This window comes from Pelotomaculum terephthalicicum JT, assembly GCF_022410535.1.
Taxonomy (GTDB): Bacteria; Bacillota; Desulfotomaculia; order Desulfotomaculales; family Pelotomaculaceae; genus Pelotomaculum_D; species Pelotomaculum_D terephthalicicum.
Genome location: NZ_JAKNBL010000011.1, coordinates 14741 through 28699 on the forward strand (window position 1 = coordinate 14741; position 13959 = coordinate 28699).

Consider the following 13959-nt stretch of genomic DNA (forward strand, 5'->3'; position numbering starts at 1 on the left):
CTCTTTTCTCAATCAATCAAAAAACCGGTCAGGGGTGACGAAGCACTGGCGTATTGCCGTGTTGCTCCAGGTCCGGCAAGGTAGGCCATACGCCCTGCTCTAACAGCCAGGCCGAAAGCGCGGGCCATGGCCACCGGGTCGCCCGCGGTAGCCACGGCTGTGTTCACCAGCACCGCTGCCGCCCCCATTTCCATGGCTTCCGACGCTTCCGACGGGCGGCCGATTCCGGCGTCAACAATAACAGGTAATGGTATCTCTTCGATCATGATCCGCACCAGTTCTCTTGTTCTCAGCCCGCGGTTGCTGCCGATCGGAGCGCCCAGAGGCATGACCGCCGCCGCGCCCGCTTCCACCAGTCTCTTCGCCGCAGCCAAGTCCGGGCTCATGTAAGGAAGAACCACAAACCCTTCGGCAGCCAGGATTTCTGTTGCCTTAATAGTTTCCAAGTTGTCCGGCAGCAAATACCTGTTGTCAGTGACCACTTCGATCTTTACCCAGTCGCCGTACCCCGCCGCCCGGGCCAGCCTGGCGATGCGCACTGCCTCCCCGGCGTTCCTCGCGCCGGAGGTATTGGGCATCATGATACAATCGCCGGGCACAAACGAGGCGATGTTTTCTTCTTCATATCCCGGATCGACCCGCCTGAGCGCCACGGTAACCACCTGCGCGCCTGAAGAACGCACGACCTCAGGGATTAATTTATTGGGCGAAAACTTGCCGGTTCCGAGAAACAACCGGCTGGTTAATTCCCGCCCGCCGATTTTGAAAACGTCTGCCATTACGTGTCAACCTCCCCCCACCATTCTCAAGATTTCCAGCCTGTCATTTTCTTTTAATAAGACATTTGGCCAGGCTTCGCTTTTCACCAGTTCGCAGTTATATTCCACGATAATGGTTTCCGGGTTGATTTTTTTTAGAGAGATTAATGCTGCCACTGTAGTGCCCTCAGGTAAAATTTCATCCTTCCCGTTTAATATTATCCGCATAACTCTTCACCCCCATAAAAAACAATAAGACTGCTCACCACGCCAGGCAAGTAGTCTTTTACTGTGCTTAAACTAATCACAAGCACAATATCAGCTTCCCTACGACGGCATTATCCGCATCAGGTTCAAAGGGTTGAGACTGCTCTCTCTCAGCCTTGCGGCACCCCCAGCTACCATATTCAATTTATAAATCTAGAAAATTATAGATTAAACAATTGCTTTTGTCAACTAATGAGAGACAAGGGTTATTTAGAAAAATGGTCATAGCCGCCGCGCTGGAGCGGAACAACCGCACCACCGGCTTTTTCCAGAATGACATCAGGCGGACCGGTTATTACACCCACCTGATATACTTTAATTCCGGCCGCGCCGGCGGCACGTTTCATCTTTTCCTTAACGTCCGCGCTAACTGTAAAAACCAGCTCAAAATCTTCCCCGCCGAAAAGAGCCCAGTTAACCGGGTCAAGTCCCGCGCAAGCCGCTGCTTCCCTGACGCGCGAGTCAACCGGTATGCTTGTTTCCCTAATCAAACAACCGACACCGCTGGATTTGCAAATTTCATGCATTTCACTGGCAAGTCCGTCACTGATGTCATTCATTGCAGTAACACCGCAGCCGGCCAGAAAACTGCCCGCCTCTAATCTGGGCCTGGGAACGGCATGCGCCTGCCGGCAATAATCAGCCGACTGCGGAGAACAAGGCAGTTCGGGGTTCTGAAAGAGATAAAGGCCGGCCGCGGAAGCGCCCAGTGTGCCGGTAACATAGACAGAGTCACCCGGACGGGCGCCGTCGCGATACACCGCCCTACCCGCCTCGACCTCACCGAGCAAAGCTACGTTCAGCACCAGGCGCTCCTGACTGCTCACCGTATCGCCCCCCACTAGATTGACACCGTATTCCCCTGCCGCCCCCTTAAGACCCTGGTAAAGATCAATAATTTCCTCAGGCTTCAAACGGGCAGGTATGGCTGCTGAGATCACTGCGTGAGTCGGGCGCCCCCCCATGGCGGCAATATCGCTCACGTTCACGGCGAGCAGCTTCCAGCCGACTTGACTAAGCGTACAGTAATTCAAAGAAAAATGTATTTCTTCCACCATCATATCCGTGGTAAACAGGAGCCATTTATCCCCGTCCGCCTCAAGCACGGCGGTGTCGTCGCCCACTCCCTTGACAACTCCCGTTCCATAACTGAAATCGCGGGTTAATAAATCAATTAAGCCGAATTCACCCAACTGAGCTAAATTCATACAGATCCCCTCAAGGCATTTTTTTAAGCATGTCCTGTTCAAGGTCGTAAATTTCAAAGCGTATTTTCTTGAATTCTCTTGCCTCTTGCGCCGCGAATATTTTACAGAATTCCTCAAGCACGCGCGCGGCTTCTTGTACACGCTTAAAATTTGCCGCGGTAAGCGACATTAAATCACTCCTGGCTTTTTCACCCGGCGTCCAGGAGCTTGCTCCGACATCTCCCGCCGCGTCTCTAGCCCGGATCAATTCAAGTATTCCCCCGGGCAGCTCGCCAGTTACCGCAGCGACCCGGTGCCGCGTATCTTTTAATTGGGCCGTCATTTCGGAATCTTTGAGGATGAAGCGGGCTATCTCTTCCAAAACTCGCAGGCCTTCCCTGAGCCGGTTTAAATTAGCGTCTATCACCCGGTAGACATCCCGCATTTACACACCCCCGGTAAGCAAGATAACATAACCTTTATTCTATATTATTTTAATATATCTTAGTGTCTTTAAACAGTATCGATATCGTTTATTTTTAAACTAAGGTAACGGGGATGCAAGGGGACGTTCCATCTTCTTGCCTTTAAACAGTAACCGTCATTGCTTTAGTTTTTTAGCTACAACACCAGATCGACATGATGAATCCGCCCGTCGTCGCTCAATTCAAAGGAAGCGCCCTCCTTGACATCCTGCTCAGCGATGGGAACTTCACGCCCGTCAATATTTAAAGCAGTCGCTCCGCCGGACTTGCGCGAGGGATTTTCGACAGTAATAAGGTAATTTGTACAGCCGAAGCGGTAGTTGATGGAAAAACCCGGCCATTCGCCCGGAATGCACGGGCAAATGTACAGCCGTTTGCCGCGGCGGCGCAGGCCAAGGATCCACTCAATTCCGGCCTGATACATCCACCCCGCGGCGCCGGTGTACCAAGTCCAGCCGGCGCGTCTCTGACGCGGGTCCACCAGGTAAACGTCTCCCGCCATGACGTATGGCTCACCGGCATACTGGCGCGCTTCATTAGGCGTCTTCGTATGATTGATCGGATTCAATATCTGGAACAATTCAGAAGCCTTATCTCCTCTGCCAAGTTTGCACCAGGCGATAATGCTCCAGATGATGCCATGGGTGTATTGAGCTCCATTCTCCCGGATTCCGGGCGGATAACCCTGTATGTAGCCGGGACTGGGCTTCGTATGTTCAAAAGGCGGCGTCAAAAGACGTGCGGCGGAACGCTCCCGGTCCACAAGTTCGCGGTCAAATGAATCCATCGCCTGCAGTGCCCGATCAGGCGGGGCCGCTCCGGAGATCACCGCCCACGACTGGGCAATGGCATCGATCCGGCATTCTTCATTGTAAATAGAACCCAGCCATTGTCCGGCGTCAGTGAAAGCCCGCCGGTACCACTGCCCGTCCCAGGCTTGCTCGTTAAGAGAAAAAGCTAATTTTTCCCGCACGTTGCCATAGTGTTCCGCCCGCTGAGCATCACCGCGCTGCCGGCATAAATCCGCAAACATATCCAGCACAGCACAGAGAAACCAGCCGAGCCAGACACTCTCTCCGCGACCCCCGGCGCCTACGCGGTTCATACTGTCATTCCAGTCGCCGGTCCCGATCAGCGGCAGTCCGTGCTCCCCCAAGCGCCCCAAAGCCCTGTCTATGGCACGCAGGCAGTGTTCGAAAACGGTGCCGCTCCGGGGAGAGATTTGAGCCGGCTCGTATCTCTCATGTTCATCCTCCGCTAAAGGCTCGCTGTGCAGAAAGGGTACTGTCTCGTCCAATAAACTGCTGTCCCCCGTATGCTCCGTGTAACGCCCGGCTGCATAGGGCAGCCACAGCAAATCGTCTGAGAAATGTGTACGAATGCCGCGCTGCGTCTCTTCATGCCACCAGTGCTGCACATCGCCTTCCTCATATTGACGCGCGGTGTGCGTCAATATTTGAGCCCGTGCAAGATCCGGCCGAGTGTGCAGAAGCGCGAGCGAATCCTGCAGTTGATCGCGAAAACCGTACGCGCCTCCCGCCTGGTAAAAGGCAGCTCTGGCCCACATTCTGCAGCTGAGGGTTTGGTATACCAACCAACCGTTCAGAAGCACATCCATCTCCGGGCAGGGTGTGGACACCGAGACCTGGGTCAGAACCCCTTCCCAAAATTCCCGTACCTGTACCAAGGCCTGTTCACAAACATCATTTTTTCTGTATTTCTGCGCCAGTCGCACGGCGTCGTCACGGGAATATGCGCATCCGAATAGGATATAGACTGTCCGTTCAGCTCCGGGTTCTAAAACGAGCTTGGACTGCACCGCGCCGCATGGGTTATAAAGAGGGCCCGTCTTGCCTGACAGGCGCTCTGAAAAAAGAGCGGCGGGGCTTTCCAGGGTGCCGTTGCGGCCGAGAAATTCGTCGCGGTCCGCCGTCCAGGACAAATCATCCATTACGCCGCCTTCCCGCCACGCCGCCGGTTCGGCCGCACCCGGTGCAACCGCTGCTGTCTCTCCTGACGGAACGGGTTGCTGATACACGCCTAAAAAAGCCGTGGCATCGCGAAAATCCTCCTGATATGCGTTACGGGCAAGCATGATCCGGGCTGATTCATCCCATTCCGTGATGATGAAGGGAGCGTTCGCCTGGCGCTGCACACCCAGCACCCATTCCGCATAATAAGTGACGGAGAGACGCCGCCGCGCGGCGCTGTTGTTCCGCAAATGCAATTTAACCACTTTGACCGGATCATCGCGCGGTACAAAAACAGTCATTTCCTGCATGATACCGTTTTTCTCCTGGTGAAAACGCGTGAAGCCATGGCCGTGGGCAATGGTGCAGTGCTGCTCCGCCTGCGCGGCGGAGCACGCGGGAAACCAAAGTTCGCCGCTCTCTTCGTCCCGCAGGTAACATACTTCACCCGGCGGGTCCAGTACGGGGTCGTTTGACCACGGGGTCAATTTACATTCACGGCTGTTGCGCGACCAGGTGTAACCTGTGCCGAGTTCGGAGACAAGGCAGCCGAAGCGTGGATTAGCGATCACATTGATCCACGGCGCCGGCAGATGCTCGCCATTTTTCAGGATAATCCGGTACTCCCGGCCATCCGGCGCGAACCCCCCCCAGCCGTTGAAGAATCTTAATTGGCGCCCGTCATCCGGCGGAGGAGCGGCAAATCTGTTTAACGGCGCTGTCGGCGTTAAAGGCGCCAGGAAGGCAGTATCCCGGCGGGGCGGTTTAGTCTGCGCTCTGATGCCGGGACCGTTCGCCCGCAGCACCACCCGGGCGACAGCGTACAACATTGTCCTGTCCCCATCCGGCAGATGATTGGCATTAATAATGAAAACACTGCCGGCGCCGCCGCCCGGCCTGTGCATGACCTGTTCCACCGCCCGCCGCAGCGCATCCTGCAAATCCTGCTGGTATCCTCCCGCCGACTCGTTTAGCACAACCAGGTCAAAGAGCAGCCCCAGACGGCGCAAATACTCGTGTCCGTTCAAGAGCTTGACGACAAACGGAATATCAGCCCGGTCCGCGATTTGTACGAGGAGCACAGGCACATCTCCGGATAATCCGTACGCCCAGAGGCCGGACTGTCCTTTCGCGTTGGCAGTGATGCTTTGCCGCCGTTCCTGACGCAGCGGGGGATTATAGAGCACCCGGCCCGCTAAAGTTTGCATAATCATCGCCTTAGGTATAGTCATATGCAGATGCCTGAGTTCGATCTGACTGCGATTCCAGGCCATTTGGAATGTCCGCTCCACCACCAGCTCCCCTGTGAAACGGCCGATAATATCGACCGCCTCTTCCTTCGTGCCGGCCACCGCAGTGACAGCGAACAATTGCGCCTTTTCACCGGGATTAATGCTTAAACGCCGCCGCATGATCAATGCGGGGTCTGTCACAGAACCAACTGTACCACGCAGGCGGGAACGGATTCCCCGCGGTTGGGAGAGCGTATGTCCGTGGCCGATAAAGCAAGCCCGATCGGTTTCGTATTCCACCGGTCCGATGGCCTGCCCCGCGGTCATTAAAGCATGCGCCGCCCACAACGGTTTTTCATCCGCCTGGCGAGGCCTGCGCCAGGCCAGCAGACACTGGGCATTTTCCACATATTCCGTTTTGATAAACAATTTGCTGAAGACCGGGTGCGCATCGTCAGCCATGGGAGGAGCCAAAGCCAGTTCTAGATACGTCGTTACTTCCAGAATCCGCGCTTCAGTTCCGGTATTAGTAAGCGTCAACCTGCGGACTTCCGCGTTCCATTCCGGAGACACGCAAATTTCCAGGCCTGTGCGCATGTCTCCGTCAACACGCATAAAGGCAGCCCGGTCAAGGGAGAATTGCACCCGTTGTTCAGCAGACTGGACACGACAAGGCTGAAACGCCGGTGACCATAATGCGTCGTTATTAACGTCACGGATATATATGTAGCTCCCCCAATCATCCAGCACCGGATCTTCCCGCCAGCGGGTTACAGCCAGGCCTTCATACCTGCAGAACCCGCTGCCGCTGTTGGTTACCATGGTCATAAAACTCCCGTTGGCAAGCAGGCACACCTCCGGGGCGGGCGTGTCCGCGCTTAAGTATTCGCGCAGGGCGCCCGTAAACGCCGGCTTCGCACCTGGCACGCGCGCGTGTGCGAACGCGGGATGTTCAATGATCTGGGGCCGCGCGGGAATACGTTCCTGCAACAGCAGTTCTGTCGAACGCACGCGTTTGTCACGGTGAAATCGCTCGTATATTTTTTGGGGCGCCAGCAAGTTGGCGATGGTAAGCAGGCTCATTCCCTGATGATGGGCCATAAAACTCCGGATGACCATGCTGTTCTTGTCCTTCGGCAGACGCTCGGACGTAAAATCTATGGCCTCATAATAACCATATTTGCCATAGGCGCCCATTTCCTTTAATTTTCGCAAGTCAGCCAACCCCTGACGCCTGGCAAAAGGCAAGGCCAGAATGGTGGCGTACGGCGCCACAACCAGATCTTGTTCGAGGCCGCGCTTAAAGCCGAGGCCGGGAACACCAAACGCCCTGTACTGATAGTTCATTTGATAATCAAAAGCGTAGTAGCAGCACTCGGAGATGCCGAACGGCACTCCCCGCCGGTGCGCGTAATCGATCTGCCGTTCGACGACAGCGCGGTAGGTGCTGTCCCAGACGGTGTTCCAATAGGTGCGCATAAAAATCCAGGGCATTAAATATTCAAACATGGTCCCCGCCCACGACAGCAGCGCGATCCGCCGCCCGATCCTGGTCATTGTCCGCCCGAGCGCGTGCCAGTGCAGCACTGACACATGACCGAGAGCAATGGCAATAAAGCTTGACAGTCTCGATTCCGACGCCATCAGGTCATACAAGATCTGATCCGGTTCATCCAGCCCGGCGCGGTATCCGATGTTGAATAATTTATCCTTATGGTCGTAGAGTGCGCGGAAATCTGTCTTAATGATTAGTTCCTCCAGGCGCGTGACCAAATTCCACCCGCGGGCCAGCCAGTTTTCTCCGTCGTTTGCGGGCAATGTCAGGCGATGAACCACATTCTCATCTTGCCTGGCAGGCGTCAACTCCACGGCAAAGGCTACGCTCATCGCCTCCGCCGCTTTGCCGCGCGCCTGTTTAGAACCAGGCTCTTCGTCCCCTGCGCCAGCCGCCCGCAGCCACTCCGCCAGCCCCTCTTTAACCGTCATCAAACAGCCGACGAAGTTGCCGGAATCCACTGTCGACACGTATAACGGCGGCAGCGGTGCGAGCGTGACTGTGTCGTACCAGTTGTAAAGATGGCCTTTCCATTTTTTCATTTGCTCAATGGTATTAATCGTACGCTCCAATCGCTCAACCAACCCGGGCGTATCAATAAACTCGAAATCTCTCGCCGCCAGCACACTGGCAAGATAGAGGCCGGTGTTGGTGGGCGAGGTGTGGTGGACTACCCCGGTGGGCGGGTCGATTTGCACGTTGTCAGGCGGCAGCCAGTGGTCTTCTTCTGTGACGTAGTCTTCAAAAAACATCCAAATCTGTTCCGCCAGCTTGCGCAATTCCGCCTTCTCAGACGCTGCAAGCGGCCGCTCCGGCAGCTGCACGGGGCGGTCCAGCCATCTGACCGCCAGTGGGGCGAGCGCCCACATGGCGCAAAAAGCCAAACCCGTCCACCGCAGCGCCGGAATAACGCTGCTCCACGATGCCAGCGCGGATAGAAGCAACAGCGCGTAACCTCCATACATACCAGGCAGCGCATGGCGGCGTCCGCCCTTGTCGCGGCGCTCAACTTCAGCGGCGCTAACCCATTCGAGCAAATGGCGTTTTGACACGAATAAGCGGTACAGGGTTCTGGCGATCGCGTCAAGCAACAGCACACTTTGAAACGGCAGTGTGATAAAATTTACCATTACTTGACCGGCTGTTGCCAGGAAGCTTTGCGGACGCCAGAAAGTCCACCGGATCGCCGTGAATTGACGAAGCAGCGGCAGGGACAATGTAGCCAATACCAAAACAAGCCAGCGCCCGGGAGAACCTGGCAAGACGGTCGGACCAAGCAGCAAAACCGCAAACATCGCCGGCGGCAGCAAACTGCGGCGCATATTGTCGATGATCTGCCAGCGAGTGATGAGAGATAAGTCAACCGGCAAAGATATTCCCCGCCGGTCGCGCACCCGGTGAAACAGCCAGATCAGCAACTGCCAGTCGCCGCGCACCCAGCGGTGCATTCTCTTCTGGTAAGCGCTGAATGTGGAGGGGTGCTCATCTATCAATTCGATGTCCGATAACAAACCGGCGCGCAAAAAACCGCCTTCCAACAAGTCATGACTGAGCACCCGGTTTTCTGGAATGCGTTCACCCAACACTTTCGCGAATGTGTCAACGTCGAATATGCCCTTCCCCGTAAAAATACCTTGTCCCAACCCGTCCTGATATGGATCGGATGCGGCAAAAGCGTAAGGATCGATACCTGGATTTGATGACCATAAATAAGCGAATCGCGAACGTAAAGCCGCCCTGTGGCTAATGCCGATACGCGGCTGCAGTACGCCGTATCCCTCGATTACCCGAGTCTGTTCATGATTTAAACGCGGTCTGTTGTAAGGAAGATGCATGGTGCCGATCATCCGTTGCGCGCTTCCCACCGGCAGTTGCGTATCCGCGTCAAGGGTGATGATGTAACGAATCCGGGGCAGGATAGACGTGTCCCCGGCAACGCAGTCGTAAGTCGTATCACTCCGTCCTTTAAGCAGTTCCACAAACTCAACTAATTTGCCCCGTTTGCGCTCCCAACCCATCCATACCCCTTCGGACGGGTTCCACAACCGGCGTCGTTGAAAAAGGTGAAATGTACTCCCGCCCGGGCGGGAATAAGTTTGATTCAACTCCTCGATGCATTTGCGGGCAGCTGCAAGGATACCGGCATCCGCAGGCAGTTCAGCCTCTTTCGCGTCAACAAGATCGCCCAGGAGGGCAAAGTGAATATTCGGGTCACGGTTAGCCAAGTAATGCAGTTCCAAGCGCTCCGACAACTCTTGCACTTCTCTGACGGTGGACCAGATTACCGGGATGACAACCATGGTGGAAGCTTCGGGCGGTACGCCGCGCGAATAATCATACCGCAAAAGCGGCCGCGGCCGCCTGGCGCACTCAATAAGCCAGTGGGCCGCCATGACCGCCCAATCGCTGGCGGGTAATATCAACGCAAGCAAAATCACCGCCCGCTGGACAATTGTTAAATGCGCACCTCCCCCTATCCACATGGCGAAACCAAACAGGGCAACTGCGAACAGACCCGCGAGAACGCCGAAATAAACACCGTTTGCACGACGCAAAACACCTGTTTCAGGCAGGTAACGGGGTGTGCCGCACATTTTCAACGCGCGCCGCAGCTCCTTGACACCGTCCGGTTCGAGCAGGTAGTACGCGATAAATGCTTCGCGCGGCATTTTTTCTAAATCTGCCGGACTGACAGCGGTATTCTGATCCACCCGTTCTTTTTGCGCCTGCTCGTATTCCTTTGCCGCCAGGTCAACGGCCTGCTTTGCAACCAGATTCTCCGGCAAACGCAGGCGGCGGGCTAATTTCTCAACTCTTTCCCGCAGCTCGTCACGGCTGGAGTAATCAAGCAGCGGGTAAACACCCGTGCTTTCTGCGCGAAAATTATTTTCCACCATGGAAATCTGCTCGAACTGATCGCGCCAGTCCCAGCGTGATAATTTTCGCAAACTGCTGATGATGCTGCCTGCTTTCACTTGATAGGCGGCCTGTAATTGGTACTCGTAGGAAACAATACGGTCGAGGCTATCCGGGCCGTTTTCCAGCTTGCACATCAGCCATTCACGCACTGTTGCCAGATCGTCCGCCTTCTCGCGCAAGTGTCTGACCAGGTGGACAATCAGCGGCCCGGATAACGGTATGTCTTGACCCGCCTTTTCAAGGACAGTCTGCAGAACATCCGGATTTAACCTTGATGATTCTATTTGCTCCAGCAGCTTTTCCACTAATGTGCACACCTCCCGCCGTTCACGGACCATTTCCATGACCCCGGCAAGACACCTGAGCAAAGCGATGCGCAGGAAAAGCGGGAAAGCCCACGCCTCAGCGATGGTCAAAACTGATACTTCCTGGTAATAATTTATATATGAAACAAGTGATTTTTCGTCCAGATTTCCGTCAACGTGTTCGAGATAATCAGCACAGATTGAGAACACCCTCGTCTTGTGAGTCTGGCGCAAATGCGGCAGATTCCGTAAAAAAGCGCCGGACAGCTGGTGCCGGATAACCGACACCTGCTCTTCAATAAATTCAGCGTGATCGAGCAGCCATTCTTCCGCAGGCTGAGAACAACTCACATAACCATCTTTTAGAGAATCTATGAACGCGCGCAAATTATTAACGTCTGTGTAAAACTCCCGCCACAGTCGCTTAGATGGTTTGCGTCTAATATAAGGTTCGTGTGTCAGCGCCAGTTCATGAGCTTTCTGACAAAACTGTTCAGTGTCTAGAATCATTAGTCCTCCTGAAAAACATCAGAAGCTGCAAAGTGATTTAGGTTTATTGGCGATTCCGTGTCACGGAATCAGGAACAGTTAAAATATTCCCCTTTTGCCTGTAAATTATTAATCCTCAATGCCACCGGCAGGTACCGAACGTCACATGACAATAGTTTTAGCTATTTCTTTTTCATCTATTACGGCGATTTGTCAGTACTAAAAAGCCAAGGAACCTATGATAGCTCCTCGGCTGAAAAATAAGAAAATTTTTCAAAAAATATTGTTTTAACCAAAATTACAATCATGTTCGGCGGCATAAAAATACTAAACAGGGACAAACTAATGCAGAAAATAATTATCGGTTAAAAGGAGAGATTTTTAATGCATAAAAAAGATAGCGTAACAAGGAAATCAACGGACATGGAAATCGGGCAAGAGCCGAATAGTAATCATTCATACCAGTATGGACAGCCGAACAGATTTCAGTATCAGCCTATGGGAACTCAGCCGGCAGGAATACAATCCGTGGGGATTCAGACGATGGCTATGCAACCAGTGCAGCCGCAGATTACTCAGCTTTTTCAGCAAATACAACAATTTAGGGACCAAGCACTGCAAGAACAGCAATATACTCAGCAACAGCTGAAGCAAAATATTGAGCAGGCAATTACAATTTTAAATCAAGGAATGCAATACCTTCAGTCAACAGGCGCCCTTTCTAAAATGAATCAAGCAATAGACAGTGTACAGTATCAACTGAATCAAATGGTCGGACAGCAAGGCCAGAGCCAGTTAGGACAGCCGTCAATGGGTGGCCAAAGCAATCAAATGTACAGCTATCACAGTCAATTTTAAGTGAACTAGTTTAGTTTCCACTTAACTTCGGGGTTTCAGCGGGCGTCTGAATATAAAAATACTCCAGAAGCTGGGATGGCCTCTGGAGTATTTTGTTGCGGGAATGCCTGAATTATATTTTACCGTTAATAGTTATTTCCCTCTTCCCAATATATTTTTCGCGCAGTTTCGGCTTGTCGATTTTCCCTGTCGGGTTACGCAGCACCATATCAAAGACGACTTTTTCAGGCCATTTAAATTTTGCCAGGCCCGCGTTCTTGCAGTGTTCTATAACTTCCGACTCGGTCATGGTCTCCCCATCTTTTATGGTTACGATAGCCATGGCGATTTCTACCAGACGCTCGTGCGGATAACCAATAATCGCCACATCCTGAATTTTCGGGTGGCTGAACAACACCGCTTCGATTTCTACCGGAAAAATATTTTCGCCGCCCCTGATAATCAGATCTTTCTTCCTGTCGACAATATAAAAATAACCTTCCTCATCAATTCTTACCAGGTCGCCGGTATAAAGCCAGCCGTCTTTAATGGTTTTCGCGGTCATCTTAGGGTTGGAGTAATATTCCTTCATTATCCTGGAGCCTTTCAGAATCAGTTCCCCCACCTCGCCGAGCGGAACATCATTTCCGTTATCGTCAACCGCGCGGGCTTCCATGTAAAAAGTGGGTTTTCCAATCGACCCCGGTTTCCTCAAAACATCTTCGTCGTATAAATTAATGCTCCCTCCTCCGCCGCCTTCAGTAATGCCATAGATGTTTCCTGTTTTAAACGGGAATATCTTTTTAAGATCATGCAGCAAGGAAGGAGGAACAGGCTGCGCGCCAATTACCAAAGAGCCTGTAAAGTGTGAGAAATCATATTCCGCAATATTGATCTCACCTTTTTTTATCGCATTTACCGCGTCTGACATGGTCGGTACCGTAATCCAACTGTTATTAACCTTTTCTTCCACTATGCAATCAAGGAGCCATTTGGGCTGCAGGCCGTTCAAAATAACAATTTTTCCACCGGCAAGGTAGCAAGGGAAGGAAAGGAAGAAACTGCCGCTGTGATAAAAAGGTTGCGGCGCCAAATATACTGTTTCTTTACCTTCATCATAAGTAAGGGCGTTGCCGACACCTATTTCATATAAAGTCTTGTGCGCCTGGCACACAGGTTTTGGCGGTCCGGTTGTACCCGAGGTAAACATCAACTCCGCCGGGGCCGCATCGTCCACCTCGACAAGAATATCCTCAGCGCCGGCGCTTTGAATAATACTGTCATAAGCGATCATATCGGCGGGAGATTGTTTGCCGATACAGATATAATTCTTTATGGTTTTCATTTCTTCCTGTATCGGTTGAACCTTTGAGAGAAAACCGTCGGCCAGAATGAAAGCCACCGGCCCGCAAGCCTTGGCCGCGTGCATGATATCCTGGCTGGCAAAACGAAAACTTAGGGGAACGGCTGTGGCGCCTACTCGCAAAATGGCGTGAAATGTGACATACCACTCCAGGCTGTTCATTTGCAGGTGCAGGACAAAATCACCTTTTTTCACGCCCAAATTATTTTTCAAATAATTAGCTACTTTATTTGTTTGTTCATTAAATTCCCTCCAGGTAAGAGACCTTCTTTCGCCTTTCGCCGGATTACGCTCAATCAAAAATTCCTGCTCGGGATATTTTTTTGCGTTAATCAAGCCGAAATATGCAAAATTCATTTTTCCACCCCGTTTTTATTAAAAATGTTTATCTATATCATTTTTGCTTGCAATGCTTAATTTGCTATTTTCACCTCATTCGTTTAAATTAACTCTGACAGCGTTAAACATAAGCTATTTATTAGTTAATTTGAAATAAAAAAGCCCCTCGTCCCTATAGGGACGAGAAGCTAAAACTTTCCGTCTACCACCCTGGTTGGCCTATAAAACATAGTGCCCTTTAGTAAGGTACGGG

Annotated in this window: 7 protein-coding genes and 1 riboswitch; of the genes, 1 reads left to right on the forward strand and 6 read right to left on the reverse strand. The window is 52.7% G+C overall.

Annotated features, from left to right (window positions below):
* Positions 1-8: 8 nt before the first annotated feature.
* From L9W92_RS08725 to L9W92_RS08745, 5 genes are all read right to left on the reverse strand, one after another.
* Positions 9-779 (reverse strand): thiazole synthase, encoded by a 771-nt coding sequence (locus tag L9W92_RS08725; RefSeq protein ID WP_240083371.1) that lies wholly within the window; start codon positions 777-779, stop codon positions 9-11.
* A gap of 6 nt (positions 780-785) precedes the next feature.
* A complete protein-coding gene (thiS, locus tag L9W92_RS08730) occupies positions 786-986 on the reverse strand; it encodes a sulfur carrier protein ThiS (RefSeq protein ID WP_240083372.1) in 201 nt (66 codons plus the stop codon).
* A 79-nt stretch (positions 987-1065) separates the two neighbouring features.
* A riboswitch (TPP riboswitch) is annotated at positions 1066-1164 on the reverse strand.
* Positions 1165-1231: 67 nt separating this feature from the next.
* Entirely contained in the window at positions 1232-2233 is a 1002-nt protein-coding gene (gene thiL / locus L9W92_RS08735; protein WP_240083373.1) for a thiamine-phosphate kinase, read from the reverse strand.
* A gap of 10 nt (positions 2234-2243) precedes the next feature.
* Positions 2244-2657 (reverse strand): hypothetical protein, encoded by a 414-nt coding sequence (locus tag L9W92_RS08740; RefSeq protein ID WP_240083374.1) that lies wholly within the window; start codon positions 2655-2657, stop codon positions 2244-2246.
* Positions 2658-2833: 176 nt separating this feature from the next.
* A complete protein-coding gene (locus L9W92_RS08745; RefSeq protein ID WP_240083375.1) occupies positions 2834-11188 on the reverse strand; it encodes a glycoside hydrolase family 94 protein in 8355 nt (2784 codons plus the stop codon).
* Positions 11189-11551: 363 nt separating this feature from the next.
* Between L9W92_RS08745 and L9W92_RS08750 the strand changes: the two genes are divergently transcribed.
* On the forward strand, positions 11552-12025 hold the full coding sequence (locus tag L9W92_RS08750; protein ID WP_240083376.1) for a hypothetical protein: 474 nt from the start codon (positions 11552-11554) through the stop codon (positions 12023-12025).
* 112 nt (positions 12026-12137) lie between these two features.
* On the opposite strand, the gene L9W92_RS08755 is transcribed toward L9W92_RS08750, so the two are convergent.
* Positions 12138-13724: a class I adenylate-forming enzyme family protein gene (locus L9W92_RS08755; protein ID WP_240083377.1), complete on the reverse strand. Its 1587-nt coding sequence runs from the start codon at positions 13722-13724 to the stop codon at positions 12138-12140.
* Between the last annotated feature and the right edge of the window lie 235 nt (positions 13725-13959).

Coding starts and splice junctions, on each gene's coding strand:
- L9W92_RS08755 (WP_240083377.1), bottom strand. CDS start 13,724: ATGAATTTTGCATATTTCGGCTTGATTAACGCAAAAAAATATCCCGAG.
- L9W92_RS08725 (WP_240083371.1), bottom strand. CDS start 779: ATGGCAGACGTTTTCAAAATCGGCGGGCGGGAATTAACCAGCCGGTTG.
- thiL (WP_240083373.1), bottom strand. CDS start 2,233: ATGAATTTAGCTCAGTTGGGTGAATTCGGCTTAATTGATTTATTAACC.
- thiS (WP_240083372.1), bottom strand. CDS start 986: ATGCGGATAATATTAAACGGGAAGGATGAAATTTTACCTGAGGGCACT.
- L9W92_RS08745 (WP_240083375.1), bottom strand. CDS start 11,188: ATGATTCTAGACACTGAACAGTTTTGTCAGAAAGCTCATGAACTGGCG.
- L9W92_RS08740 (WP_240083374.1), bottom strand. CDS start 2,657: ATGCGGGATGTCTACCGGGTGATAGACGCTAATTTAAACCGGCTCAGG.
- L9W92_RS08750 (WP_240083376.1), top strand. CDS start 11,552: ATGCATAAAAAAGATAGCGTAACAAGGAAATCAACGGACATGGAAATC.